Annotated in this window: 25 protein-coding genes; 20 read left to right on the forward strand and 5 right to left on the reverse strand. The window is 47.5% G+C overall.

Features of this window, described 5'->3' with window-relative positions; all coding sequences use genetic code 11:
* Positions 1–36 precede the first annotated feature (36 nt).
* On the reverse strand, positions 37–1,704 hold the full coding sequence (locus tag KFV11_RS04370; RefSeq protein ID WP_254250435.1) for an Rqc2 family fibronectin-binding protein: 1,668 nt from the start codon (positions 1,702–1,704) through the stop codon (positions 37–39).
* 149 nt (positions 1,705–1,853) lie between these two features.
* Between KFV11_RS04370 and gmk the strand changes: the two genes are divergently transcribed.
* From gmk to KFV11_RS04440, 14 genes are all read left to right on the forward strand, one after another.
* Complete coding sequence (gene gmk / locus KFV11_RS04375; RefSeq protein WP_149458290.1) at positions 1,854–2,477, forward strand: guanylate kinase; 624 nt, start codon at positions 1,854–1,856, stop codon at positions 2,475–2,477.
* The gene (rpoZ, locus tag KFV11_RS04380) at positions 2,477–2,674 is read left to right on the forward strand and encodes a DNA-directed RNA polymerase subunit omega (RefSeq protein ID WP_149458291.1); all 198 of its coding nucleotides are present in this window, start codon (positions 2,477–2,479) and stop codon (positions 2,672–2,674) included. Before gmk ends, rpoZ begins: the two co-directional genes overlap by 1 nt.
* A gap of 198 nt (positions 2,675–2,872) precedes the next feature.
* Positions 2,873–4,069: a bifunctional phosphopantothenoylcysteine decarboxylase/phosphopantothenate--cysteine ligase CoaBC gene (gene coaBC / locus KFV11_RS04385; RefSeq protein WP_254250436.1), complete on the forward strand. Its 1,197-nt coding sequence runs from the start codon at positions 2,873–2,875 to the stop codon at positions 4,067–4,069.
* Positions 4,059–6,434 carry a primosomal protein N' gene (priA, locus tag KFV11_RS04390; protein WP_254250437.1) on the forward strand — a complete coding sequence of 792 codons (2,376 nt, stop codon included), beginning with the start codon at positions 4,059–4,061 and terminating at the stop codon, positions 6,432–6,434. The genes coaBC and priA overlap by 11 nt, the downstream gene beginning before the upstream one ends.
* Positions 6,435–6,621: 187 nt before the next feature.
* On the forward strand, positions 6,622–7,134 hold the full coding sequence (def, locus tag KFV11_RS04395) for a peptide deformylase (RefSeq protein WP_149458294.1): 513 nt from the start codon (positions 6,622–6,624) through the stop codon (positions 7,132–7,134).
* A complete protein-coding gene (gene fmt / locus KFV11_RS04400; protein ID WP_149458295.1) occupies positions 7,103–8,035 on the forward strand; it encodes a methionyl-tRNA formyltransferase in 933 nt (310 codons plus the stop codon). Before def ends, fmt begins: the two co-directional genes overlap by 32 nt.
* Entirely contained in the window at positions 8,025–9,332 is a 1,308-nt protein-coding gene (gene rsmB / locus KFV11_RS04405; RefSeq protein ID WP_149458296.1) for a 16S rRNA (cytosine(967)-C(5))-methyltransferase RsmB, read from the forward strand. Before fmt ends, rsmB begins: the two co-directional genes overlap by 11 nt.
* Complete coding sequence (gene rlmN, locus KFV11_RS04410; RefSeq protein ID WP_425463244.1) at positions 9,332–10,423, forward strand: dual-specificity RNA methyltransferase RlmN; 1,092 nt, start codon at positions 9,332–9,334, stop codon at positions 10,421–10,423. Before rsmB ends, rlmN begins: the two co-directional genes overlap by 1 nt.
* A gap of 5 nt (positions 10,424–10,428) precedes the next feature.
* Positions 10,429–11,166 carry a Stp1/IreP family PP2C-type Ser/Thr phosphatase gene (locus tag KFV11_RS04415; protein WP_149458298.1) on the forward strand — a complete coding sequence of 246 codons (738 nt, stop codon included), beginning with the start codon at positions 10,429–10,431 and terminating at the stop codon, positions 11,164–11,166.
* Positions 11,166–13,241 carry a Stk1 family PASTA domain-containing Ser/Thr kinase gene (pknB, locus tag KFV11_RS04420; protein WP_254250438.1) on the forward strand — a complete coding sequence of 692 codons (2,076 nt, stop codon included), beginning with the start codon at positions 11,166–11,168 and terminating at the stop codon, positions 13,239–13,241. Before KFV11_RS04415 ends, pknB begins: the two co-directional genes overlap by 1 nt.
* A gap of 86 nt (positions 13,242–13,327) precedes the next feature.
* Positions 13,328–13,492: a hypothetical protein gene (locus tag KFV11_RS04425; protein WP_254250439.1), complete on the forward strand. Its 165-nt coding sequence runs from the start codon at positions 13,328–13,330 to the stop codon at positions 13,490–13,492.
* A 53-nt stretch (positions 13,493–13,545) separates the two neighbouring features.
* The gene (sdrM, locus tag KFV11_RS04430; protein WP_254250440.1) at positions 13,546–14,877 is read left to right on the forward strand and encodes a multidrug efflux MFS transporter SdrM; all 1,332 of its coding nucleotides are present in this window, start codon (positions 13,546–13,548) and stop codon (positions 14,875–14,877) included.
* 65 nt (positions 14,878–14,942) lie between these two features.
* On the forward strand, positions 14,943–15,863 hold the full coding sequence (locus KFV11_RS04435; protein WP_254250441.1) for a hypothetical protein: 921 nt from the start codon (positions 14,943–14,945) through the stop codon (positions 15,861–15,863).
* A gap of 47 nt (positions 15,864–15,910) precedes the next feature.
* Positions 15,911–17,188 carry a cytochrome P450 gene (locus KFV11_RS04440; protein ID WP_149458302.1) on the forward strand — a complete coding sequence of 426 codons (1,278 nt, stop codon included), beginning with the start codon at positions 15,911–15,913 and terminating at the stop codon, positions 17,186–17,188.
* A gap of 30 nt (positions 17,189–17,218) precedes the next feature.
* On the opposite strand, the gene KFV11_RS04445 is transcribed toward KFV11_RS04440, so the two are convergent.
* Positions 17,219–17,524, reverse strand: coding sequence for a rhodanese-like domain-containing protein (locus KFV11_RS04445; protein WP_254250442.1), 306 nt, complete (start codon positions 17,522–17,524; stop codon positions 17,219–17,221).
* 172 nt (positions 17,525–17,696) lie between these two features.
* Between KFV11_RS04445 and KFV11_RS04450 the strand changes: the two genes are divergently transcribed.
* Positions 17,697–19,682, forward strand: a complete 1,986-nt coding sequence (locus KFV11_RS04450; protein WP_254250443.1) for a KUP/HAK/KT family potassium transporter — start codon at positions 17,697–17,699, stop codon at positions 19,680–19,682.
* Between the two features lie 42 nt (positions 19,683–19,724).
* Here KFV11_RS04450 and KFV11_RS04455 read toward each other — a convergent pair whose 3' ends face one another.
* Both KFV11_RS04455 and KFV11_RS04460 read right to left on the reverse strand, forming a co-directional pair.
* Positions 19,725–20,399 carry an ABC transporter ATP-binding protein gene (locus tag KFV11_RS04455; protein WP_254250444.1) on the reverse strand — a complete coding sequence of 225 codons (675 nt, stop codon included), beginning with the start codon at positions 20,397–20,399 and terminating at the stop codon, positions 19,725–19,727.
* Between the two features lies 1 nt (position 20,400).
* Complete coding sequence (locus KFV11_RS04460) at positions 20,401–21,459, reverse strand: ABC transporter permease (RefSeq protein WP_254250445.1); 1,059 nt, start codon at positions 21,457–21,459, stop codon at positions 20,401–20,403.
* A gap of 79 nt (positions 21,460–21,538) precedes the next feature.
* Between KFV11_RS04460 and KFV11_RS04465 the strand changes: the two genes are divergently transcribed.
* From KFV11_RS04465 to KFV11_RS04485, 5 genes are all read left to right on the forward strand, one after another.
* Positions 21,539–22,204: a response regulator transcription factor gene (locus KFV11_RS04465; RefSeq protein WP_254250446.1), complete on the forward strand. Its 666-nt coding sequence runs from the start codon at positions 21,539–21,541 to the stop codon at positions 22,202–22,204.
* On the forward strand, positions 22,197–23,546 hold the full coding sequence (locus KFV11_RS04470; RefSeq protein ID WP_254250447.1) for a HAMP domain-containing sensor histidine kinase: 1,350 nt from the start codon (positions 22,197–22,199) through the stop codon (positions 23,544–23,546). The genes KFV11_RS04465 and KFV11_RS04470 overlap by 8 nt, the downstream gene beginning before the upstream one ends.
* A gap of 95 nt (positions 23,547–23,641) precedes the next feature.
* Entirely contained in the window at positions 23,642–24,517 is an 876-nt protein-coding gene (rsgA, locus tag KFV11_RS04475) for a ribosome small subunit-dependent GTPase A (RefSeq protein ID WP_254250448.1), read from the forward strand.
* Positions 24,517–25,164, forward strand: a complete 648-nt coding sequence (rpe, locus tag KFV11_RS04480) for a ribulose-phosphate 3-epimerase (protein WP_254250449.1) — start codon at positions 24,517–24,519, stop codon at positions 25,162–25,164. Before rsgA ends, rpe begins: the two co-directional genes overlap by 1 nt.
* A 1-nt stretch (position 25,165) precedes the next feature.
* Positions 25,166–25,810: a thiamine diphosphokinase gene (locus KFV11_RS04485; protein ID WP_254250450.1), complete on the forward strand. Its 645-nt coding sequence runs from the start codon at positions 25,166–25,168 to the stop codon at positions 25,808–25,810.
* Positions 25,811–25,860: 50 nt separating this feature from the next.
* Here the strand turns inward: KFV11_RS04485 and rpmB are convergent, their stop codons facing one another.
* Complete coding sequence (gene rpmB / locus KFV11_RS04490) at positions 25,861–26,049, reverse strand: 50S ribosomal protein L28 (RefSeq protein ID WP_133451977.1); 189 nt, start codon at positions 26,047–26,049, stop codon at positions 25,861–25,863.
* Positions 26,050–26,264: the final 215 nt, after the last annotated feature.

Raw genomic sequence — 26,264 nt, forward strand, 5'->3', positions numbered from 1 at the left:
AAGAAGCCGGCCGGCTTCTTTTTTTGTCTGATTCACTTAATCTTTCACTCTCATCTGCTCGACTTGAGCCTTGTCAGGTGTCGCATAGACGGTCGACTGGTCGGTGTAAGTGACAAACCCCGGCTTAGCGCCGCTTGGTTTATGGACATGTTTGATCAGCGTGAAGTCAACCGGTACTTGAGCGGACTGGCTTGCTTTCGAGAAGTAGCTGGCGATAACGGCTGCCTCTTTGATAGTTGCTTCAGACGGTGCTTTCGCCTGGATGACGACGTGTGAGCCCGGAATATCCTTTGTATGCAGCCAAGTATGGTCTTTTCGTGCGACTTTGTTGGTCAAATAGTCATTCTGTATGTTGTTCTTACCGACCAGAATCGGTGTGCCGTCTGCAGACTGGTATTGTTCCAGCTGAATGGTCTGCTTCTTGTTAGCCTTCGTCTTCTGGCGCTTTTTCATCAGACCCTGCTCCTGCAGTTCTTCACGGATGCCTTCAATATCTTCATAGGAAATATAGGCAAGCTGTGCTTCCAGTGTCTCAAGATAAGCGATCTCCTGTTTCGTTTCTTCGATCTGCGTCAGCGCATGGCCTTTACGCGTCTTCATTTTGTTGTACTGCTTGTAGTAGTACTGGGCGTTTTCAGCAGGAGACTTCCGCGGGTCAAGCGGGATGGTGACCATCTCGTTCGTATAGTAATTCAGTGCCGCAAATTCACTTAAGCCCTGCTTCAGCTGATACATGTTGGCAGTGATCAGTTCACCGTAGAGTTTGATCTCATCTGTATGTTCCGCTTCTTCCAGTTCGTTCACCAGTTTGGCGAGTTTTTTCTCGTCCTTATGCAGCAGCTGCGTGATATGACGGCTTAAATCCACGCTTTTTGACTTGATGCGTTCGCGTTCGCCGCGCTCGTTGTAATAGTCATCAAGCAGTAATGACAACGTCTCGAACGACTTGACGGGTTCGCCGAGTGTCTCAAGCGGCATAAAGTAAAAGTATTCTTTCGGGCCGTGTGTGTAATAGACCGGCTGGACGTTATCCATACGCGCTTTAAAGCTGCGGAACGCTTCATCCATATCGTCATCAAGCGTCAGCATTTCATCGACAGCAAGCGGGCTGAATCCTTCGAGTGCATTCAGCAGCTGCTTTCGTGCCGGCAGTTCACCTGTCAGCAGCGGCGTAACGCGCTCGAGCTCAAACGGATTATGTTTTTTTACGGTCGGCGGCTCCTCGTATGTGAAGCCGGGCATGATGGTGCGTGCGGCATTGGTGTTCGGCGTCAAATGTTTCATGCTCTCTAAAATCTTGAACTGCGCATCCGTCAGTATGACATTGCTGTGCTTACCCATCAGTTCGATGATAAGTTTGCGTTTGACAGGGTCGCCGATCTCATCGGTGTTATCGAAGTCAATCGTGACAATCCGGTCATTTCCCTGCTGCGAGAGCGCTCTAATAATGCCGCCTTCTAAATGCTTTCTGAGCACCCGGAGGAACATCGGCGGATCGAACGGATTGGCATATTTCTTCTCAGTCAGCTGAAAGCGGGCGAAATTCGGATGCCCGGATATAAGGAACTGCTGATTCTTTCTGTCTGCTCTCACTGTCATAATGATGGTCTGGTGGTCGGGCTGCGTCACCCGGTTAATTCGGCCGCCGGTTAAAAAGGCTAGTTCAGCCATCATCTTTCCTGTAAATAATCCATCAAAAGCCATTATTCATTCACCTCATTTATCATTATTATAGTGTATCATGATTCATCAGACGAAACATTAAAGATGAATAATTTATGGAAACATGTATTTTTGGCGGAATTTATGATAAATTAAGTTATAACGAATTTTTAAGTAGAAAGGTCGTCGCAATGGATACTGAAAAAGGATTGCTCATTGTTTTATCCGGCCCCTCAGGTGTAGGTAAAGGTACAGTTCGAAAAGCGATATTCGATGATCCTACAACGGACTTTGAATATTCTATTTCAATGACTACCCGCAAGATGAGAATAGGAGAAACAGATGGTGTGGATTATTTCTTCAAATCACGCGAAACATTTGAAGCACTCATTGAAGAAGATGAATTCATCGAATATGCTGAGTACGTCGGCAATTATTACGGGACTCCTGTTCAATATGTAAGAGATACGATGGATGCCGGCAAAGATGTCTTCCTTGAAATTGAAGTAGAAGGAGCAAAGCAGGTCCGCCGGAAGTTTCCTGAAGCATTGTTTATCTTCCTGGCACCGCCGACACTTGCGCATCTGGAGGAACGATTGATCGGACGCGGCACAGAATCTGCGGACGTTATCGCCTACAGAATTTCAGAAGCGAGAAAAGAAGTGGAAATGATGAACCTGTATGACTATGTCGTCGTGAATGATGAAGTGCTGGAAGCGAAGCGTAAAATCCAGACTATCGTAGAAGCGGAGCATTTAAAGCGTGAGCGTATTGAAGCGAGATTCAGAAAAATGTTATTGGAGGCAAAAAAATAATGTTATACCCACCATTAGATAAAATTAAAGAGAATGTAAATTCAAAATATTTGGTTGTTACACTGGCAGCAAAACGCGCCCGTGAATTACAGGACAATCCTGATTCAAACTTGCTGGAACGTTACACGTCCTACAAACCGGTCGGCCAGTCATTGGAAGAGATCGCCCAGGGTAAAATCCACATTATCGAAGAATAGTTGAAGCGTTCGTCTGATGCGACGCTTTTTAGCAACGAAGTGCTGCCGGCACTTCGTTTTATTTTTCTCTTGGCCGGTGATTCACAGAATTCTAACATGTGGCATCATTGTCCATCACGTATTATAATAATAGAGGATACAATCATCTGAACGTTCATCTGGCAAACTTGTTTGTCAGATTTTTTATAGGAGGAAACAATGAAAATATTACTGAGTGTGACTGGTGGTATCGCTGTCTATAAGGCGATTGATTTAACGAGCAAACTCGTGCAGGCAGGTCACGAAGTCAAAGTCCTGATGACACAATCAGCACAGAAATTCGTGACACCGCTGCCGTTTCAAGCGTTGAGCCGCCATGAAGTGCATACGGACTTATTTGATGAGACGAATCCAGAGGTTGTTAAACATATCGATCTTGCGGACTGGGCGGACATCAATATCGTCGCCCCGGCGACAGCATCAACGATCGGCAGGCTGGCACACGGCATCGCTGATAATATGGTGACAACAACGCTTATCGCATCGACAAAACCGACGTTCATCGCCCCGGCCATGAACAGCAATATGTATAGAAACCAGGCCGTGCAGCGCAACATGGCACTGCTCCGTGAGATGAACTATCATGTCATTGATCCGAACAGCGGCTTTCTGGCATGCGGCTATATTGCTGAAGGACGTATGGCTGAACCGCTTGAAATCATTCAGTCGATCGAGACGTTTATCATAGGGCAGCGTTATCTTCAGGATTATGCGGGCAGACGTCTGCTGGTTACTGCCGGGCCGACTATCGAGCGGCTGGATGCGGTCAGATATATGACTAATCATTCGACCGGCCGCATGGGTTACGCGCTTGCGGAAGCCGCTGCTTCCCGCGGGGCTGATGTGACTTTAGTGAGCGGCCCGGTTCAACTGACACCGCCAAAAGGCGTGCGTGTCGTTAATGTGGAGAGTGCTGAGGACATGTTTGAAGCAGTGAAATCACGGATGGACAGTCAGGACATCATCATCAAGGCTGCCGCTGTCGCTGATTATACGCCTGAATCACGCCTTGAAGGTAAGCTGAAGAAACAGGAAGGGAATCTCGAACTGTCATTCAAGCGGACGACTGATATTCTGAACTATTTAGGCGAACATAAGACGCATCAATATCTTGTCGGCTTCGCGGCGGAGACCGAGCAGATCGAGAAGTATGCTAAAGACAAGCTGAAGAAGAAGAATGCTGATGTGATTGTCGCCAATAATGTCGGTGACACGTCCATTGGGTTTAAGTCGGCTGATAATGCCGTTCAGCTGTTCTTTAAGGACGGCAGTACGCGCGTCATCGAGAAGATGCCGAAACTCGATGTCGCCCACGAAATATTGACAGCGCTAAAGAAGGATGATCATGTACGCTAAAGTAGTAGTGGATGTCAATGCAAAACGAGTGGACAAACTGTTTGACTATGCGGTGCCCGGCGAACTGGAGGCAGTCATCGCTGTCGGCATGCGTGTCGTCGTACCGTTCGGCCCGAGAAAGATTCAAGGGTACATTATTGAACTGGTGACAGGTGAATCAGCAAAGCCGCTGAAAGCGATCCATTGTATACAGGATGTGACACCGGAACTCAATGCCGAACTCATCGAACTGAGCGCATGGATGCAGGAGACGCATATCGCTAAGCGCATTGCGGTGCTGGATGTCATGCTGCCGAACGCGGTGAAAGGGAAATATCAGAAAGTGTACCGGCTGATGGCTGACGATATCCCGAATGAAGTGAAACAGCTGTTCAACAAACAGGGGATACGGAAGATCGGCGACTGCGCGCTTGAAGAAGTGATGACGCTTGAGCCGTTCATTGCAACCGGCCAGGTGATCGAGGATATTGATGTCAGCCAGCAGCAGCGCATTAAAATGCAGAAGGCTGTCACGCTATCCGGCGACATAGATAGGGCGCTTGCCATGCTGAGGACGGACAAGCAGAAGTCGCTTGTTGAATTAGTGGCCGACCGCCGCACCATCACTTTGAAGGAACTGAAGGAGATGGACTATTCGGCAGCGGTCATCAATGGTGTCGTGAGTAAAGGAATTCTGAAAAAGATTGAAATTGAAGAGACAAGAGACCCTTACAAAGACCGGGTGTTCTTTGCAGATGACAGAAAAGTACTGAGAGCAGAACAGGAGACCGCCTATCATGCCATTAAAGCGGCAGTGGACGCTGAAAGAAACGACGTGTTTCTGCTGCACGGTATAACCGGCAGCGGCAAGACGGAAGTTTATCTGCAGGCAATCTCTGATGTTTTGGATAAAGGCATGACTGCGCTGATGCTTGTGCCTGAAATCGCACTGACACCGCAGATGGTTGAGCGGTTTAAGGCGCGGTTCGGCGATGAGGTCGCGGTGCTGCATTCGGGACTGAGCGCAGGAGAACGTTATGATGAATGGCGGAAAATCAGAAGCGGGGAAGCGCGCGTCTCTGTCGGCGCCCGCTCAAGCATCTTTGCGCCGTTCACGAACCTTGGACTCATCATTATCGACGAAGAGCACGAAGCGAGCTACAAGCAGGCGGATTATCCGCGTTACCATGCGCGAGACATCGCCCAGTGGCGTGCAGCGTACAATCATTGCCCTGTCATTCTTGGCAGTGCAACACCATCATTAGAAAGCTATGCGCGCGCTGAAAAAGGTGTGTATACACTGCTGACGATCAAGGAACGGGCGAACCAGTTCCCGGTGCCGTCAGTCGAGGTCATCAACATGCGCGATGAACTCGCAGCAGGCAACCGCTCGATGTTTTCCGAGACATTGACTGCAGCAATCAATGACCGCATACAAAAGGGTGAGCAGATTGTGCTGTTCTTAAATCGTAGAGGACATGCGCAGTTTATGCTGTGCCGCGACTGCGGCTATGTGCCGCAATGTCCGAACTGCGATATCAGTTTGACTTACCATAAAGTGACCGATGACTTAAAATGTCATTACTGCGGTTACAAGGAACCGAAAGTGCTGACATGTCCGAACTGTGACAGTGACCACATTCGTGAGATGGGTGTCGGCACACAGAAAGTCGAGGAATTGATCTATCAGCACTTCGACGGGGCGAAAGTCATCCGGATGGATAATGATACGACGTCCCGCAAGGGGGCACATGAACGGCTGCTCACTCAGTTTAAAAACGGGGAAGCGAATATTCTGCTCGGCACACAGATGATCGCGAAAGGGCTTGATTTCCCGAATATTACACTGGTCGGTGTGCTGAATGCAGATACAATGCTTAATCTGCCGGACTTCAGGTCTGCTGAGCGCACGTATCAGCTGCTGACACAGGTCGCGGGCCGCGCAGGCCGTGCGGAGAAGGAAGGGCATGTGATCATCCAGACTTATAACCCCGACCATTATGCGATCGAGCATGCGAAAAACAATGATTTCTCCGGCTTCTACACCCAGGAGATGCAGTTCAGGAAAGTCGGCAAATATCCGCCGTACTTCTATTTAGTCAATCTTGTGTTCAGCCACAGCGAGATGAAGCGGGTGCTGCTTGAAAGCAGACATATCCATGATGTGCTGCTGCAGCATTTAACACCGGGCAGCTTTGTTCTCGGTCCGGCGCCGTGTGCTATCGGACGGATCAATAACCAGTACAGATTCCAGATCATCATCAAGTTCAAGGCTGAACCAGAGCTGTTAAAGGCACTCACTTACCTTGATGATTATTATTATGAGCAGTTTGTAAAAGATAAATTTTCGTTAAGCATCGACATCAATCCACAGACGATGATGTAAGTTTGCTTAAGTGACAAAGTACACTTTTTGTGCTAATATATTAACCATTATAAGAATTCAAAAGAGCTGCTCGCGTGACTGCCGGCAGCTTTTATTCTGCTCAATGCCTTGCTATTCACAGTCTACATCATTTATACTATTATGATTGTATCAGATAAAGAAGAACGAGAAGAAACGGGGAATAACGATGGCGATAAGACCATTAATCGAAGGCAGCAGTCCATTGCTGCATAGAGAAGTGAAGGACGTAACAAAATTCGATCACTCACTGCGTGAGCTGCTCATGGACCTTGAAGATACGATGTTTGAGGCGGACGGTGTCGGGATAGCAGCACCGCAGATCGGCGTCGACCTAAAAGTCGCGCTTGTAGATATGGAGGAAGACGGGATACTGCAGTTAATCAATCCTGTGATCACCCACTATTCGACGGAGACAGCAGTAGATATCGAAGGATGTCTCAGCCTGCCGGATATATTCGGTGAAGTGGCGCGCAGCGTGAAGATTGAACTGAAGGGCCAGGACTTGTCAGGAAGACCCATTGAAATGACGGCATTTGATGATGTCGCGCGGGCTATCCAGCACGAAGTCGACCATTTATACGGCAAGCTGTTTACAGAAAAGATGATCAGACAGATTAGTCTGGAAGAACTGGAGGAGATGTATAGCGATGACGAAGATCATATTCATGGGGACGCCTGATTTCTCGAGCCCGATACTTGAGCGCTTAGCGCATGATTACAACGTAACAGCAGTAGTGACACAGCCTGACAAACCAGTCGGCCGCAAAAAAATAATGACCCCTCCACCGGTCAAAGTGACGGCACAGCAGCTGGGCATTCCGGTCTATCAGCCGGTAAAGCTTTCCGGTTCAGAAGAACTGGACGCGATTATTGCGCTTCAGCCGGATTTGATTGTCACTGCGGCTTACGGCCAGCTGTTACCTGAGCGGCTGCTCAACGCGCCGGCATTAGGCTGTATTAATGTCCATGCGAGCCTGCTGCCGAAATACCGCGGCGGTGCGCCGATTCACTACTCAGTCATTAACGGTGAGCAGGAGACCGGCGTCTCCATCATGTATATGGTGAAGCAGCTGGATGCCGGGGATGTGATCACACAGCGTGCGCTTCCTATTGAACTGAATGATACAGTCGGCACTGTCCATGACAAGCTGTCGCAGTTAGGTGTTGAGCTGCTGCTGGAGACACTTCCTTCTATTATTAACGGGACGAACACACGGACGCCGCAGGATGAGTCGCAGGTCACATTTGCCTCTAATATTTCGCGGGCGGACGAGTACGTGGATTTCAACCGGCCGTCACGCGCTGTTCATAACCAGATCAGAGGGCTGTCGCCATGGCCGGTCGGTTACGCGAACTTTGACGGCAGACCGATGAAGCTCTGGCAGGCCGAACTTACTGACGGCAGTGGTGCACCCGGTACGATCATCAGCACAGATAAAGAGGGTATTACAGTAGCGACGGCAGATGGAGCCGTGCTGCTGAAAGAAATCCAGCCGGCCGGTAAGAAACGGATGACTGCTGCAAGCTTTGCAGCCGGCCAGCAGAAAGACTTAACGGGGACGGTATTCAATGAAGGATAATAATGTAAGACTGACTGCACTGAACATACTGGATAAAGTACTGACAGAAGGCGGATACAGCAATCTGCTGATCAATGAGGCTATCAAGTCAGGAGACGTTGAAGTGCAGGACCGTGCGCTGTTGACAGAAATCGTCTACGGGACACTGCAGCATAAGCTCACACTCGAATTCTATTTAGAGCCGTTCATCAAGACGAACATTAAAGGGTGGATGCGCCGCCTGTTGATGATGAGCGTCTATCAGGCGGTCTACTTGACTAAAATACCGGACCACGCCATCATCAATGAAGCAGTCGAAATCACAAAGCGCCGCGGCTCTGTTGCCGGTGCTAATGCAGTAAATGCGATTCTCCGTAACTTCCAGCGGACACCGCTCCGGGAGTTCAGCGAGATTAAAGATGAACTGAAAAGAATCAGTGTTGAAACAAGTACACCGCTCTGGCTCGTCAAGCACTGGAAGACGCATTTTGGGCTGGAAGTGACAAAGAAAATCTGTGACAATCTGCTGGAACGTCCGGATACAAGCATCCGTGTCAATACGACTCGACTGACAGTGGAAGCTGCAGTGAACCGGCTGGAAGCAGAGGGCTATACAGTGAAGCAGTCAACGATTGTACCGGAATGTCTGTTCATCGAAGGGCCGCCGATCGTGCAGACACGGCTCTTCAAAGATGGTCTGGTCAGCATTCAGGACGCGTCATCCATGCTTGTGGCGCATATTATGGATCCGCAGCCGGGTGAGACCATCCTTGATACATGCAGTGCACCGGGCGGCAAGACGTGTCATATGGCGGAGCGCCTGAATAACACGGGTCACATTGATGCCTTCGACATTCATGAGCATAAGCTCGAACTGATTGACTTCAATCTGCGCAAGCTGCGGCTGACGAATGTGGAGGTCGGTCTGCACGATGCCCGTGCGCCGTTTGACAGACAGTATGATAAAGTGCTGGTCGATGCACCGTGCAGCGGACTCGGCGTCGCAAAGCGCAAGCCGGAGATTAAATACGAGAAATCTCAGAAAGATATCGACCAGCTCTGGCCGCTGCAGCTTGATATTTTAGCGAATGCCGCAGCAAGTGTGAAACCCGGTGGACTGCTCATTTATTCAACTTGTACGATTGAACAGATGGAAAATGAGAACGTAGTCTACTCATTCATTAAACAGAACAAAGACTTTGCCATTGAGCCGATTGTGCTTGGTGATGAAACACATAAAACATTGCAGATTCTGCCGCATGATTTTAATGCGGATGGATTCTTCATTGCGAAACTCAGAAGAAAGGACGTGTCATAATGGCATTATTAGAAAAGAAGAGAAATAAATTCATGCCGAACTTCGACAAGCCCTCAATCTATTCATTACAATTACATGAATTAAAAGAGTGGCTCGCTGATAACAAGCAGCAGGGATTCCGGGCGAAGCAGATATTCGACTGGTTATATGTTAAACGCATCACTTCATTTGAAGAGATGAGCAACTTATCAAAGGAGCTTCGTCAGCTGCTGGAGGAGCAGTTCTCTATTACCACCTTGAAGACTGTCGTCAAACAGGAAAGTAAAGACGGCACCATCAAGTTTCTCTATGAGCTGCAGGACGGTTATACGATTGAAACAGTGTTGATGCGTCACGACTACGGGAACTCTGTCTGCGTGACGACACAGGTCGGCTGCCGCATCGGCTGTACGTTCTGTGCCAGTACGCTCGGCGGCTTGAAACGAAATCTGGAAGCGGGTGAAATCGTCGCTCAAGTGCTGAACGTGCAGCAGGCGCTTGATTTAACAGAAGAACGTGTGAGCCATGTCGTCATCATGGGTATCGGTGAACCGTTTGAAAACTATGACGAGATGATGGATTTCCTGAAAATCATCAATCATAATGATGGACTGAATATCGGTGCACGTCATATCACCGTCTCAACGTCCGGCGTCGTCCCTCGTATTTATGACTTTGCTGATGAAGACCTGCAGATTAACTTTGCGCTGAGCCTTCATGCCGCAGATAATGATGTCCGTTCACGCTTAATGCCGATCAACCGGGCTTATAATCTGGATAAATTAATGCCGGCAATTGAATATTACACTGAGAAGACAGGGCGCCGTGTCACTTTCGAATACGGTCTGTTTGGCGGTGTCAATGATCAAGTGCACCACGCTCGGGAACTGGCGAAATTAATCAAGCACTTAAACTGCCACGTCAATCTGATTCCAGTGAACCATGTGCCGGAACGCGATTACGTCCGTACATCGAAAGAAGACATCTTCAAGTTCGAAAAAGAATTAAAAAGACATGGGATTAATGCTACAATTAGACGGGAACATGGTTCTGATATAGACGCTGCATGTGGGCAGCTGAGAGCTAAAGAAAGACAGGAAGAAACGAGGTAGCATAAATGGATGCACGTTTTTTTACGGATATAGGCAGGACACGGACGCGTAACGAAGATGCAGGCGGCGTCTTTAAAAATCATACGGGACAGGTTTTGTTACTCATATGTGATGGAATGGGCGGACATAATGCAGGAGACGTGGCGAGCAGCTTTGTCACTGCCCGCATGAAAGAGCGTTTTCAGGAAGAGAATTATATCGAGGACCATCAGGCAGAGAACTGGCTGAAATCCAATATCTCAGACATTAACCGTCAGTTATATCAGCTGGCGCATCAGGATGATGAGAACCAGGGCATGGGAACGACGATCGTAGCGGCGCTGCTGTATGATGACAAAGCTGTCATTGCGAATGTCGGTGATTCCAGGGCTTATTTCGTCAATGAACGGGAATTCAGACAAGTGACCAATGACCATACATTCGTCAATCATCTTGTCATGGCCGGAGAACTGTCAAAAGAAGAGGCAGCCCGCCATCCGCAGCGTCATATTATCACTAAAGTCGTCGGCAGTGATAAACGGTTGCATCCTGATATATTTACTTATGAGACAAAGCATTACGATAAAATTCTGCTGACATCAGACGGCCTGACGGATTATGTAGATGAGCAGGTCATCCATCATGTATTCAATGAAGAAGGTGAGCTGGAGACAATCGGCGAAAAGCTGATCGACCTTGCCTTGTCCTCTGATGTGAATGACAATGTCTCATTTGTGATAGGTGATTTTGGGGGTGTCCGTTAATGCTTGGAACGATCATCAGTGAGCGTTACAAATTAATCCGCTATATCGGTGGCGGTGGCATGAGCAATGTCTACTTAGCAGAAGACATCATTCTCAACCGGCGGGCAGCTGTAAAAATTATCAATATTCCACCTAATGACAAGGAACGTGCTGTCCAGAGGTTTGAACGGGAAGTACAGAATGCCACGTCGTTATCTCATCCTAATATTGTACAGGTCATCGATGTGGATGAAGATGACCATCATTATTATTTGATCATGGAGTTCATTGAAGGGCCGACACTATCAGAATACATCAAAGAGAACGGGCCATTATCAGTCGATGAAGCGATTTTGTTTACTAAGCAAATCTTAAGAGGCATCGGGCATGCCCATCATCACATGATCATTCATAGAGATATTAAGCCGCAGAATATTCTGCTGACAGAAGATAAGGAATTAAAAATCACTGATTTCGGCATTGCCCGCGCACTGAGTGAGACAGCGATGACGCAGACGAATCACGTGATGGGTTCTGTTCATTACTTACCGCCTGAACAGGCTAAAGGAAAGGCAGCCGATGAATCAGCAGATATCTATTCAATCGGTATCGTGCTCTATGAGATGCTTACCGGACATCCGCCGTATGAAGGTGATTCTCCGGTCAGCATCGCCATCAAGCATATTCAGGAGCCGCTGCCTGATATTCGTGCTGTCCGTTCTGATGTCCCGCAGAGTCTTGAGAACGTCGTCATCAAGGCAACGATGAAAGACAAATACAGCCGGTACCGGTCAACGGAAGATATGTACACTGACCTGTCGACCGTACTGGATGCCGAACGCGAGAAAGAAGAGCCGGTTAAAGTAGCCGATGATAAGACGATGATGATTCCTGTGATCGATGATAAAAGAAAAACCGTGCGGCCGGTTACAGCAGCAGTGACACCTGAACCACGAGAAAATACACCGGCAGCGAAGAAGAGAAATCCATTGTTACTGCTGCTTATGCCGCTGCTGCTCCTTCTACTGGCACTGGGCGGAATACTCTGGTATATGTTTCTACCAAAGTACAGCCATGTTCCAGTCGTCAGCAGACATTCTCTGGCGGAAGCGACAGCGCTGCTTGAAAAAGAGAACTTGAGAAAAGGGAAAGTCACTTATCAATACTCTGAAGAGGATGACGGCACTGTGCTGACTGCTACACCGAAAGCCGGCACTAAGCTCAAGGAAATGGCAGAAGTTGACCTTTTAGTGTCTAAAGGACTCAAGAAATATAAGATCCAGGACTATAAAGGTAAAAAAATCAGTGCGGTCAAAAAGACTCTGGAAAAAGCAGGATTCAATAAAGTCGCTGTGAAGCACGTCTATGAGTCAGCTGAATCCGGGATCATTTTAGCGCAGAGCTTAAATGCCGGACAACAAGTCATACCGGGAGATACAACAGTGACATTCACCGTGTCTAAAGGACTTAAAAAAATAAAAGTAGCAGATTTTACCGGGCAGCCGTTCACTGCGGCGAAAGACGAGCTGGAAGCGCTCGGCTTTAAAGTGAATGTAACCGGCGAACATTACAGCGACACTGTAAACAACGGCGCGATTATTTCGCAGGATCATAAAGACAGCAGCTATACTGCCGGCACAGTCATCAACTTTGTCGTGTCAAAAGGCAGTGAGCCGACAACAGAAGAACCGGCGACGGAAGAATCGACAACAGAAGAACCGACAACAGAAGAACCGACGACGGAAGAATCGACAACAGAAGAACCGACAACAGAAGAACCGACGACAGAAGAACCGACGACGGAAGAACCAGCAACAGAGAAACCGACAGCAGGATATGATGTCACTTATACAGAGACAGTCATCATTCCTTATCAGCAAGTCGCACAGGCCGGGCAGCCGTCAGCGAAAAAAGTAGAAGTATATGTCGAAGATAAGAACAATAAACAGAGCCGTGTAGTAAATTCGTTTAATATGAACAATGATGCCACGGTCGTGATACCGATGACGATTGCTCCGAAGGGCAGGGCGACATTTATTATTAAAGTCGATGGTAAAGTATTTACAAGTAAGACGATTAATTATGACGACGTATAAGCACCAATCATTGGATTGGTGCTTTTTTAATCGATATAATAATCATATTAATATTATGTAAACTAAGAAAGTCAGCGGGTGAAAAAATGTCTCATAAAAATATAAAGATTCTGGTCATGTTTATTTATGTCTTAATGTTATTTTTCTGCCGCTATGCTTTCGAGCTGCTGGATGATGCGGTGACGATGCTGCTGCTGATTATCGGGCTGATCATCATGCTGCTATTAAATAATAGAAGAAAGAGGTCGTAACAATACAAAGCGCTGTGCTATAAACAGCGTTTTAAGTGGAAAAGAGGAATATTGTGAAATTTAAATCAGCAGGGATTATTATTGCCCTGATACTTATTATGTTTATGTCGGCGATTGAGACGTCGATTATTTCATTGGCGCTGCCGACAATCAAAGACGATCTGAATGTAAAATCATCTGTTTCGCTCGTCTTTGCGGTATACTTCATCGCGATAGTCATTGCCAATCCGATTGTCGGGGAGCTGCTGTCACGGGTCAAAATCATTTATTTGACGATTACAGGTCTGATATTATTTACACTCGGCAGCCTGTTCTCCGGCTTAAGTGACACGTTCACTATCCTGATTATCTCCCGTTTTATTCAAGGGCTTGGTTCAGGTATTTTAATGGCGCTCAGTCAAATCGTGCCGAAGCTTGCATTTCCAATTCCGTTCCGCTACAAGGTCATGGGAATGGTCGGCAGTGTATGGGGCGTGGCGAGTCTGCTCGGACCGTTGATGGGCGGTGCGATCCTTGAGATTGCATCGTGGCACTGGCTGTTTTTCATCAATCTCCCGATCGCGGTCATTGCTGGTGCGCTCGTGCTCTGGACATTCCATTTTGAAGATGAAGTGCTGGTCAAGAACCGTCTGGACTACAAAGGCCTTGCGTTATTCTATGTCATGATTGCGGCATTGATGGTCACGGTGCTGTCTACCGCCCATCTTGTGTACAATAGTATTGGTTTCATCGTCTTTTTGCTTGCAGCATTGCTGCTGTTTAAAGCCGAGAAAAAGCAGCGGGTTCCTTTTATTCCGGTGACAGAGTTCAAGCGGACAATCATTATTGTCTTTCTGACGGATTTTCTCTATGCCATTATGCTGATGGGCTATAACTTATACATGCCGATCTATTTGCAGGAAGAAGTGGGACTGTCACCACTGCAGAGTGGTCTGACTATCTTCCCGATTTCACTTGCCTGGATCACCATCAACTTTAATATGCATAGAATCGAAGCCGGACGAACGAAGAAGATGCTTTATTTAAGTGCGTTCACCAGCTTGATGCTCTGCAGCATTCTGCTGTTGTTCGGCAGTTCAGTGCCGCTTTTCACCGCCGTAAGTCTACTGCTTGCCGGTGCAAGTTTCGGGATTGTCTATACGAAGGACAGCATCACCGTGCAGGAGGAATCGTCACCTGAACAGATGAAGCGCATGATGTCGCTGTACACGCTGACTAAGAGTCTCGGCAATTCCATCGGTTCAACCATTATGGGCTATATTTATGTGCTGCCGGTAGTACTTATCGGTCCGAACATTCATAATGTCATGCTGGCCGTCATCATCATACTGCTCGTATTGATGGGACTGTGGACGACTTGCTATAAAGAACAGAGCCGTCAGTAGCCGCGCGTCTAAAAACAGCATAAATGGGTAAGAATTAATAACAAGCAGTGTGAAGGGGGAACAGTATGGAAAACTATTTAACGATATTCCGGGAGGTCAGAAGTCTTCTGGAGCAGGAAGGATACAGCAATGACACTATCAGCAGCAATTATGAGGAGATATTCAAGAATCTCTCACCGAATGAACTGACTTTTCAGCAGCTGATGGTCGAGTATTTAAGTGAGTTCAATGTCAAATCGATGGATTATATAGATCAGCATTACTGGACAAATGGTATCCGTGTCAGACGCTATAACGACGCGCTGATTGTCACTGATGTCATTGATGATCTGCAGTTTGTTGTCGGTGATGAAATCGTCGCCTTATCAGGAGACCCGCTCAGCGACCTTGCGGAACGTTATCAGAAGCTGTTGTTCAATGAACCGGCTGAACGCCAGGACTGGCATCCGATACTCAGGAAACAAAGCAGTGCAAAAGTCAGAAGAAGCGACCAGTATTATGACTTTGACCTTCATGTCTACGATGACAACCGAGGTCTTGACGTCATCCAGCATGACCAGTACACGGAAGTCGTCGTCTATTCCATTGACATGCTGCAGCGCTATCTCCATGAACCGGCGGAGCGTTTACTTATTGACCTCACCGCTGCTTACGGCGTGATTCCTGACAACCAGATTGACTGGATGGCTGAACAGCTGGCACGCACTGAGTTCGTCATGCTGGTCGATGCAATGACGAAAGGTAGTGCTGAGCGGCTTGCTGACTCTTTCGCAGGCCGGGGGCGGCTCGTCGGCCGGGAAACGTACGGTCAGGCCCAACTGCTGAAGAAAGTAGCGCTCGGCAATCATTTTTTTATATATTCCGCATATAAAGATAAGACAGTTTTACCTGATGTTATGGTAGAATTAAGTGAATCTTCATTTTTACAGGATGATATCAGGCAAGTTGGCAGATTTGAACTAATGAACCGACTTAGCAATCAGTAGTAATATAATATGAAGGTAATAAGTTTAAGGACTTAGGAGGAATTCTGATGAGCAAGCCCATTCCAAAGGATAAGGGAATAGACAAAACATTAACAGTCATGAAAGAAGGATATGAATACATTTCCAACCGCACGAAAAAATTCAATTCCGATGTTTTCGAGACGCGTGTACTTGGTGGTAAACGCGCTGTGATTATCAGCGGTAAAGAAGCGGCAGAATTATTCTATGATAATGACAAAATTGAACGTAAAGGTACATTACCGCCCCGTGTCGTCAAAACATTGTTCGGTAAAGGTGCGATCCATACAACAACAGGTAAAGTCCATCTTGACCGTAAATCTTTATTCATGTCATTGATGACTGAAAACAACCTGGAATATTTAAGGAAATTAACGCGTACATTCTGGTACCAGAATACAGAACGCATGCAGCTGATGGGTAAAGTGAATGTTTATAAAGAATCCATCATTCTTCTGACTAAAGTCGGCTTCCGCTGGGCAGGTGTCACTGAAAAGCCTGAGAAGATTGAACAGCATGCGATGGACATGGACAAAATGATTGACTCATTCGGTTCAGTCGGCACTGCTTATAAAGGTTACCGCGAAGCAAAGAAAGCCCGTGCGCGCGTTGAAGATTTCCTTGAAAAGCAGATCATTGCGACGCGTAAGGGTAAAATCCATCCTGAAGTAGGAACGGCATTACATTCATTTAGTCACTGGAGAGACTTCCAGGGCAACTATATGGATTCAAGACTTGCTGCCGTTGACTTGATGAACGTCATCCGTCCATTAGTGGCGATCAACCGTTTCGTAGCGTATGGTGTTCTTGCACTGCATGAATTCCCGGGTGAACGTGAACGTGTTGCAGCTGATGACAACAACTATGCCTACAAATTTACACAGGAGTTAAGACGTTATTTCCCATTCGTACCGTTCTTACCTGCAAAAGCGAAAGTAGACATTGACTTTCAAGGTTACAGCATTCCACAGGACACAATGATTGTCCTTGATATTTTCGGCACGCTGCACCGCGAAGATTTATGGCAGGATCCAGAACGCTTCTATCCTGACCGTTTTGACAACTGGGATGGCAGCCCGTTCGACCTGATTCCTCAAGGCGGCGGCGATTATCATACGAACCACCGTTGTGCGGGTGAGTGGATGACCATCATCATTATGGAAGAAACGATGAAATACTTTGCGCGCGAAATCACTTATGATGTGCCTGCACAGGACTTCACTGTAGACCGCACAAAACTACCGGGCCGCGTGAAGAGTGGTATGGAAATCGAAAACGTACGTCTGAACTTCGACCGTACGCTTTAATATAAAAACCTGGGATATTATCCCAGGTTTTTATATGTCAATTTCACCATGCCAGTCGTCCATTCCGCCTTCAACGTTCGTCACATTATAGCCTTGTCCATGTAAATAATCGACTGCTTTTTGTGAACGACCGCCTTTCTGGCAAATGACGTAATAAGCTTGATCCTTAGCCAGCTCGTCTGTGTGTTCTGCGAGCGTTGACAGCGGCATATTCACTGCTTCATTAATATGGCCGCGGTTATATTCATCCTGTTCTCTGACATCGATGATACGGTCAGTTGTTGCAGCCTGAAGTGCATCCTGAAGCGCATCAGTTGTAATCGATTTGTTCGTCATGTTGACACCTCTTTTTTCAGAATTAAGGTACATGTTTAATATACCCCGGAGCGGGAAGTAAATAACGTTGAGTAGAAGGTACGATTCTAAAAATAAGGATTGCTATATCGCTGCAGCAGCAGTATCATATAGCATTGTAAGCAAAAAATATTTGATAAAAGAAGGGTTAAAAATGCCGCAAAATAAAAGAAGCAACTGGCAGTTCGGTCTAATGCTTGTCGCTATCGGTATCGTCTACGGGGATATCGGTACGTCTCCGCTCTATGTCATGAAAGCGGTCGTGGAGACGAACGGCGGAATGAAGGCGATGACTGAAGATTATATTATCGGCTGTCTGTCGCTTGTCATCTGGACCATCACCTTACTGACAACAGTAAAATATGTGCTGATTGCCATGCAGGCAGATAACCATGGTGAGGGAGGAATCTTCAGCCTTTACACTTTGGTCAGAAAACGCCGCCGCTGGTTGATTGTCCCGGCGATCATCGGCGGGGCAGCACTGCTCGCTGACGGCGTGCTGACGCCGGCCGTCACAGTTACAGCCGCTGTTGAAGGGATGCAGGAGATTCCGGCCCTCAAAAATAGCTTTGTCACTCATCAGACTAATATTCTGATCGTTGTCATTTCTGTCATCTCGCTGATTTTCTTTGCACAGCGTTTCGGCACGGGCAGCATCGGTAAAATATTCGGACCGTTCATGCTGATCTGGTTCTCGATGATGGGTCTGTTCGGTGTGATTCAGCTGGCAACTGATTTATCTGTTTTAAGAGCGATCAATCCGCTGTATGGTATCCGTGTGCTGTTCGATGACAGCAACAAAATGGGACTGCTGATTCTCGGCACAGTATTCCTCTCGACGACAGGGGCTGAAGCACTGTACTCAGATATGGGACATGTCGGCAAGCATGCGATCTTTAAAACATGGCCGTTCGTCAAACTCATGCTGCTGCTCAGTTATTTCGGGCAGTCTGCATGGATTATCGGTCATATTAAGAAGCAGGATATGCTCGGCAATCATGAGTTCAATCCGTTTTTTCAAGTCATGCCTGAATCATTTATTGTTTTCGGTGTCATTATCGCGACGGGTGCCGCGATTATAGCATCTCAGGCATTGATCTCAGGAAGTTTCACGCTTGTCTCAGAAGCCATTCACTTACGGCTGCTGCCTAAGCTGGACATTAAATATCCTTCGACGATGAAAGGACAGATGTATATACCGGCTGTCACATTCTGCATCTGGATATTATGCATCATGGTCGTCCTGTACTTTAAAACATCAGTCAACATGGAAGCGGCCTACGGTCTGAGTATTACAGTGACGATGCTGATGTCGACGATATTGATCTATCATTACTTATCGATGAAGAAAATCGACAAAGGGCTGACAATCATAATTACTGGATTTTTCCTGATACTGGAAAGTGCGTTCTTATTCTCAAGCCTCGCTAAATTCATGCACGGTGGTTATATCGCGGTCCTCATCTCTGTCGCGGTCATCGCGCTGATGATCGTCTGGTATAAAGGGTACAAAATCAAGGATAAGCGGACATTTGATGTCAACATCGATCTGTATGTGAACCAGCTGACAGCTTTATCAGCAGATGCAGCTGTCCCTAAATACGCTGCGAACCTCGTCTATCTGTCGACAACAAACGATATGAAGATGATTGAGAAACAGGCGCTGAAGTCTATTCTTGACGGCCGGCCGAAACGAGCAGACGTCTACTGGTTCGTCAATGTCAAAGTGTCTGATAAACCGTATCAGGTGAACTATCAGATTGAGGACTTCGGGACGAAGAACATCTTCAAAGTTCAGCTCGTTCTCGGCTTCCGTATCCATCAGAACATCAATCTGTACATCAAACAGATTGCAGCGCATATGCTGAAAGAAGGCATCATTCATGAGCAGTCGCGCCGCTACGGTACGAATCCGACAAGAATCATCGGCGACTTCGCTTATATTCTTCTTATGGATCAACTGCCGATTGATGCCAGCATTGCATGGTATGACCGCCTGATCATGCAGATAAAAATATTCTTGAAAAAATATACGGCTTCACCGACAAAATGGTTCGAACTGCCTGCGAATGAAGTGGTCTATGAATCGATTCCGATTTCACTGCCTGCTTATAAAGCACCGTATATCAAACCGCTGTAATTCAATACAAAAGGACCTGCATGTGAAATGCAGGTCCTTTTGTTATTCAGCTGCTAACGTCAAATAGCCGTCCTCAAGATAATACGTTTTATCAGTGTAGGAAAACAGGCGCTGGTCATGGGTAATCATGATGCAGGCGGCCCCCGATTCCTTAACACGCTTTCTCAGCATATCGACGACTTCAGACGCACGTTCCTTGTCAAGGCTCGCTGTCGGTTCATCGGCAAGAATCAGCTTCGGTTTATTCATGAAAGCGCGGGCAATGGCTGTCCGCTGTTTTTCGCCGCCCGACAGCTCTTTTGGATGAGCGGACAGGCGATGGTCGAGTCCGAATGATGTCAGCAGCTGTTCGGCACGTGCAGAGGCTTCTTTCTTGCTCTGCCCTGCTTCACTGCCGACTGCCGTCAACTGTTCTTTAACTGTCAAGTAGGGCAGCAGGTGAGATGACTGGAAGATGAAACCGATGTCTTTCAGCCGCATGTCGGTTCTTTCATTGTCAGTGAGGTGGCGCCATGCTCTGCCATCAAGAGTAATATCGCCGCAAGACGGCGTGAGTAATGCGCCGACGATGGACAGCAGCGTACTTTTACCGGAGCCGGATGGACCATACAGCGCAACGATTTCTCCCGGCGCCAGCTGCAGATTGATATCTTTCAGCACAGTCGTCGCCTGCGCGCCTTTACCATATGTTTTTGAGACGTTTTCGATGCTTAGCATATTATTCTCCTCCTAAAGCGACCTGCGGGTCAATTTTAATGACTTTGATCAGTGACATCATGGCACCGATTAACGAGACGACAAAGAATAGTCCTGCGAGTATAACGACAAGGTTATGATTTAAATAAAACGGCATTGTCGCAGGCAGGAACATAGAGATGACGACGGTCAGTATAATCGCTGCTGCGACACCGATGAACGTGATCAGCATAATTTCCGCGAGAATGACGAGCGCAATCTTCCGGTTCTTCATACCGATGGCTTTCAAAATACCGTATTCATTAGTCTTCTGTATCGTGATCACATAGAAGAACGCTGAAATAACAATCGCAGAGATCACGAACAGGAATACGACCATCAGCTGCAGCGGCATCTGTTCAGCTTCAAAGCTTGGGATTCCTTTTTTCAGTTCATCGGCTGTGATGATCTCTGAGTCACTTAAGTCATCTTTCAGTTTGCTCAGTTCTGCTTTATCATTGGCCTGAACAAAGCCGGCATTTGGTGTGACATCGGGATTGAACTGCTCAAATCCTGCTTTCGTGACGATGGCAGCCGGTGTATGGGCGTACATCTCTTTTGCGATGAAACCGGTCACTCTATATTTGATTTTTTTCTTGTTGTCTTCTTTATTTTTTACAGTTAATGTATCATTCAGTTTTAATTTTTCCTGCAGCGATTCGTCGACAGCAATTTCATCTGCCTGCTTCGGCATCCGGCCTTCAACTATCGTTCTTTCGGGCATTGTTTCAGAGTACATCGCTGCGACAAAGAGATTATTAGTCAGCGGCAGCAGCTGCATGGCAAGCAGGTCGATATGATAGTCCGTCAGCAGCTGCTTGTCTTTATCGCTGAGGGCCGACTGTGTCAGCTGATGATCAGCATCCTTATCTATGATGTACTGCTCTGCCTTCATATGGTCGATTGCTGAGACATTATCCTGACCGAGCCCTTGTGCTAAACTAGTGACAAAGAGCACAAGAAAAGCCAGCAGGAACAAGATGGCTGTAATCAGTAAGTATTTTAGTTTGTAGTAAGAGAGTTCTTTTAAAGCGAGTTTCATGATTAACTTCCTTTCTATTTTGTTTGATAACGTTATATTAAGGGAGTTATATGAACTGAATATGAACAGGAGCGAAAAAATGAAACCGACTATTTTAATTGTGGACGATGAGAAGAATATTAGAGAGATGGTGCTCCGGGGACTGCCTGATTTCACAGTCGTCGGTGCAGCGGATGCTGAAGAAGCAGTGACGCTGCTCGATGAAGGCGGCGTTGATCTGTGCGTCGTCGATGTCATGATGCCTGGGACCAACGGATTTCTGCTGTGCGATGATATTAAACGCTGCTATCATAAGCCGGTCATCATGCTGACTGCCCGCAGTGAGCTGCACGATAAGCGCCAGGCATTCGAAGCGGGTTCTGATGATTATATGACAAAGCCGTTCAGTACGGAGGAGCTGCAGTTCAGAATAAAGGCGGTGCTGAGCCGCTACCGCGTATCGTCAGAGCAGCTGAAGCTCGGCAATGTCGAACTGAACCCTGAGAGTTATGAGCTATATATCAATGACCAGACACTGTATTTGCCGCGGAAAGAATTCGAACTGCTGAGTACATTGGTCAAGCGCGAACCGAAAGTGGCACCGCGTGACGAGCTCATCACTGAAATATGGGGCTATGACTTCGACGGCGACGAGCGGACCATCGATGTTCATATTAAGCGGTTGAGAAAGCGGCTGGCGGCTGTTCAGGCAACGATCGAAATTGTCACAGTGCGGGGCGTCGGCTATAAGGTGCATCATGTTTAACCGGTTGTCGACACAGTTTATTGTCTCGACATTAATCGTTATGCTGCTCAGCAGTCTGCTTGCCTTTTTGCTCGCCAATGTCTGCTACCATAGTTATTTGAAACCGATGAATGACGCGCGTATCACGCACACGCTGGCCAGGCAGAAACAGTTTATAGAGCACCACCCGGACATCGATAGTGCTGCTTACTTCAACCAGGTTGCAAGCTTGAATTTCCAGGTGATGGCGATTAAAGACGGGCAGAAGCGCTTCTACGGTACACCGTTCCGAGTGGATAATCTCACAGTCCAGCCGCTTGAACACAAGATCTATCACGGCATCAAAAACAGGCCGTTTAATTTGTTCATCACCGGCTTCTTTGATAACGAGACGAAAAATACAGTGGGCAGGACGCTGATTGTGAACGGTGAATCTTATGATGTCTATATTCGTCCGGATGTCGGGCAGAGCATGGGAGAATTCAGGGTGTTTCTGGCGATACTGCTCGTACTCATTGTCCTCTTCTCCATCTTCTTCGTGCTGCTCAGTTCCATCGGCATCGTCAGTCCGGTCGTTAAACTGAAGTCGTTTGCAGAGCGCATTCGCAGCGGAGATTACAGCGACGTGACAGCGATTAAGCGGCGCGATGAGATCGGTGTGCTGGCTCGCGAGATGGAAGAGATGAGCCGCGCCATCAAGCGGCATCAGGAGATGAATGAACGGTTCGTCGCCAATGTCAGCCATGAAATCCAGTCGCCGATCACTAATCTGCTCGGCCTGACGCATCAGCTGAAAGACCGGCAGGACAGCACGGTGATCTCAGCCATTGAGCATCAGTCAGAACGACTCAGCAGACTGACGAAACAGCTGCTGCTGCTCGCTGCCATTGATAACGAAGGCGTAAAGCTCAAGAGGGCATATTTTAACGGCCGGGAGCTGCTGCAGGAAGTCATCCAGTCGATGCTCTATCAGCTGGACCTGAAAGAGCAGCTTGCCATCGCTGACGCTGATGACATCATGCTTTACGGGCACCGGGACCTGCTGTTTCAGCTCGTGACGAACTTACTGTCGAATGCCATTAAATATTCGCCGGCAGCAGGAGAGATCCGCCTGTCACTGAAACTCAGAGCGGGTCATACTGTTCTGCAGGTGAGTGACAATGGCCGCGGGATGACTGATGACACGCGCAGGCATTTGTTTGAGCGCTTCTATAAGGCGGATACAAAGGAAGATGAAACGCTGTCAAATGGTCTTGGGATGGCTATCGTGCATGAAATAGCAGTGCTGCACGGCGCGGAACTGAAAGTCGACAGCGAACTGAACGGTGGGACCATCATCACTGTTATCTTTCCGGCGCAATAATATACAACGTGTCATGTTCTGACGCTGCGATGTATGTTAAACTAATGACAATTGTTTATACTGAAATGAGCGAAAGAAACAGATGAGGTGACGCAGTGAGAGAAGGATTAATTTATAAGGCGTTAAGCGGTTTTTATTATGTGGACAGTGAAGGTGAAAGCTTCCAGTGCCGTGCGCGTGGTGTGTTCCGGAAAAAAGGCATCTCGCCGCTTGTCGGTGATGAAGTTATCTTTCAGATTGAAAATGAGACGGACGGCTACATTACAGAACTGAAATCCCGCCGGAATGAACTGAAGCGGCCGCCAGTCGCTAATATCGACCAGGTGCTCGTCGTGATGAGTGCGAAAGAACCTGAATTCAGCAAAAACTTAATCGATAAATTCCTTGTTATTGTTGAAAGCTATGACATAGAGCCTTGTCTCATTGTCACGAAGAAAGATCTGCTGAACGCGGCACAGACTGCAGCGATAGAGAGCCAGCTGAGCGATTATGAAGCCATCGGTTACCGCACGTATTTCGTCTCCAATCTTGAGGACCAGTCAGCGCTTGCCGATATTTTAGTGGATGGCATTAACGTGCTGAGCGGGCAGTCAGGTGTCGGCAAATCGTCACTGATCAATGCGGTGAAACCTGACAGTCAGCTTGAAACTGGGATTATTTCAAGCGCCCTTAACCGCGGGAAGCATACGACCAGGCATGTTGAACTGATTCAAGTGAACGGCAAGTATTTAGCGGATACGCCGGGGTTCAGTGCACTTGATATCGCCCATATTGATAAATATATCCTCAAAAACTGCTTTCCTGAGTTTGCGGCTCGTGAAGACCAGTGCAGATACAGGGAATGTCTGCATGTCAATGAGCCGTCATGCGCTGTTAAAGCAGCGGTTGAATCGGGTGAGGTGATGCAGTCAAGGTATGACAACTATCTGCAGCTGATGAATGAAATTGAGACGAGAAAGGTGAGATATTGATGGTTAAAATTGCACCGAGCTTATTATCATGTGATTTTACGAAGCTTCAGGAGGAGGTCAAGAAACTGGAGGCGAGCGGCGTCGACTATCTGCATTATGATGTCATGGACGGTCAGTTCGTACCAAACATCTCTTTCGGGCTGCCGATATTAGCGCAGCTGCGGCAGATTACCTCGCTGCCGATTGACAGCCATCTGATGATTGCCGACCCTGAAGTGTTCGTCAGTCAGTTTGCGGATGCCGGCAGCGATATCATTACCGTTCACTTGGAAGCGACGCCTCACATTCACCGCGTGCTGCAAATGATCAGGCAGAAGGGTAAGAAAGCAGGAGTGGCTGTTAATCCCGGAACGAACGTGACACTGCTTGAGCCGGTGCTGTCTGATGTCGACCTTGTACTTGTGATGACCGTCAATCCGGGTTTCGGCGGCCAGTCGTGCATAGAAGGCATGGTTGACAAGATCAGCTATCTGGACGACTACCGCCGGGCACACGGCCTGACCTATGAGATTGAAGTGGACGGCGGCATCAATGAGGAGACAGCCGCATTGTGCCGGGCACGCGGTGCCGACGTGTTTGTTGCAGGGTCCTATTTCTTCAAGCATGATGATTACAATGTACCTGCACAGAAACTGAGGGGTGAATAAGATGGATCTGCATCTGCTATGTACATATAACGGCGTGACAGAGGACACGCTAAGTCAGCTCGCTCATGAGGACTGGGTCGGGATAGATTACGGCACCGTCGTGCTGCTCAGGCACGGGATCACTCCGATTGCTGCTTTCGGTGACTTTGATTCGACGACGCCCGCAGAACGCGACTTGATCAATGACCATATCGAAGTGGAAGTGCTGCCGTCAGAAAAAAATGAGACGGATCTTGAAGTAGGCATTCACTACGCGTTGACGCTTGATTATGACCGGGTGTTCATTCACGGCGCGACAGGCGGCCGGATGGATCACTTCCTCGGCAACTTACAGACACTTGCACATCCGGACGTCATATTGTCCGGCAGTGAGTTCTATATTGTAGATGAGCAGAACATCATCCAGGTGCTGGCAGCAGGCACACATATCATTACGCATGCGCAAGACATGCAGTATGTCTCCTTCATTCCGCTCGGCGAGCAGGTGCTGCTGACGATAGAAGGCCTGAAATACGAGCTGCTCCGCACACCGCTTGAACTAGGGCGGACGCGGACGGTGTCCAATGAGTTTATCGCTGACCGGGCCCAAGTGACAGTAGAGAACGGCATGGTCTATATGGTGCAGAGCAGGGACAAATCAGCATAAAAAAAAAGACCTTCCACACAAAGGTCTTTTTTTCTGTATCTATATAGTCATTAAACGCGAGTCACTTTACCTGATTTTAATGCACGAGCAGAAACCCATACACGTTTCGGTTTGCCATCTACAAGGATTCTAACTTTTTGTAAGTTAGCATTCCAGCGACGTTTGTTCGCATTCATAGCGTGAGAACGATTGTTACCAGTTACGGCTTTACGGCCTGTAACGTGACATACTTTAGCCATGTGATTTCCTCCTTTAATGATATATAGAGATACACTTATCTTTTACATACCATAGTAATTTAACACAAATGAGTAGAGGTTGCAACTTTATTGTTGAGAAACTTGTGACAGCTGTGTGTTATTTTATGACAGAAAACCGGTCGGCTGTCTCTGCTGAGACATTGTATTCATTGAGCTGTGCTTTCATATTTTAGAGTTTTCTTGTACATTGCAGG

Source organism: Macrococcus equipercicus, assembly GCF_024205945.1.
GTDB classification, from domain to species: Bacteria; Bacillota; Bacilli; order Staphylococcales; family Staphylococcaceae; genus Macrococcus; species Macrococcus equipercicus.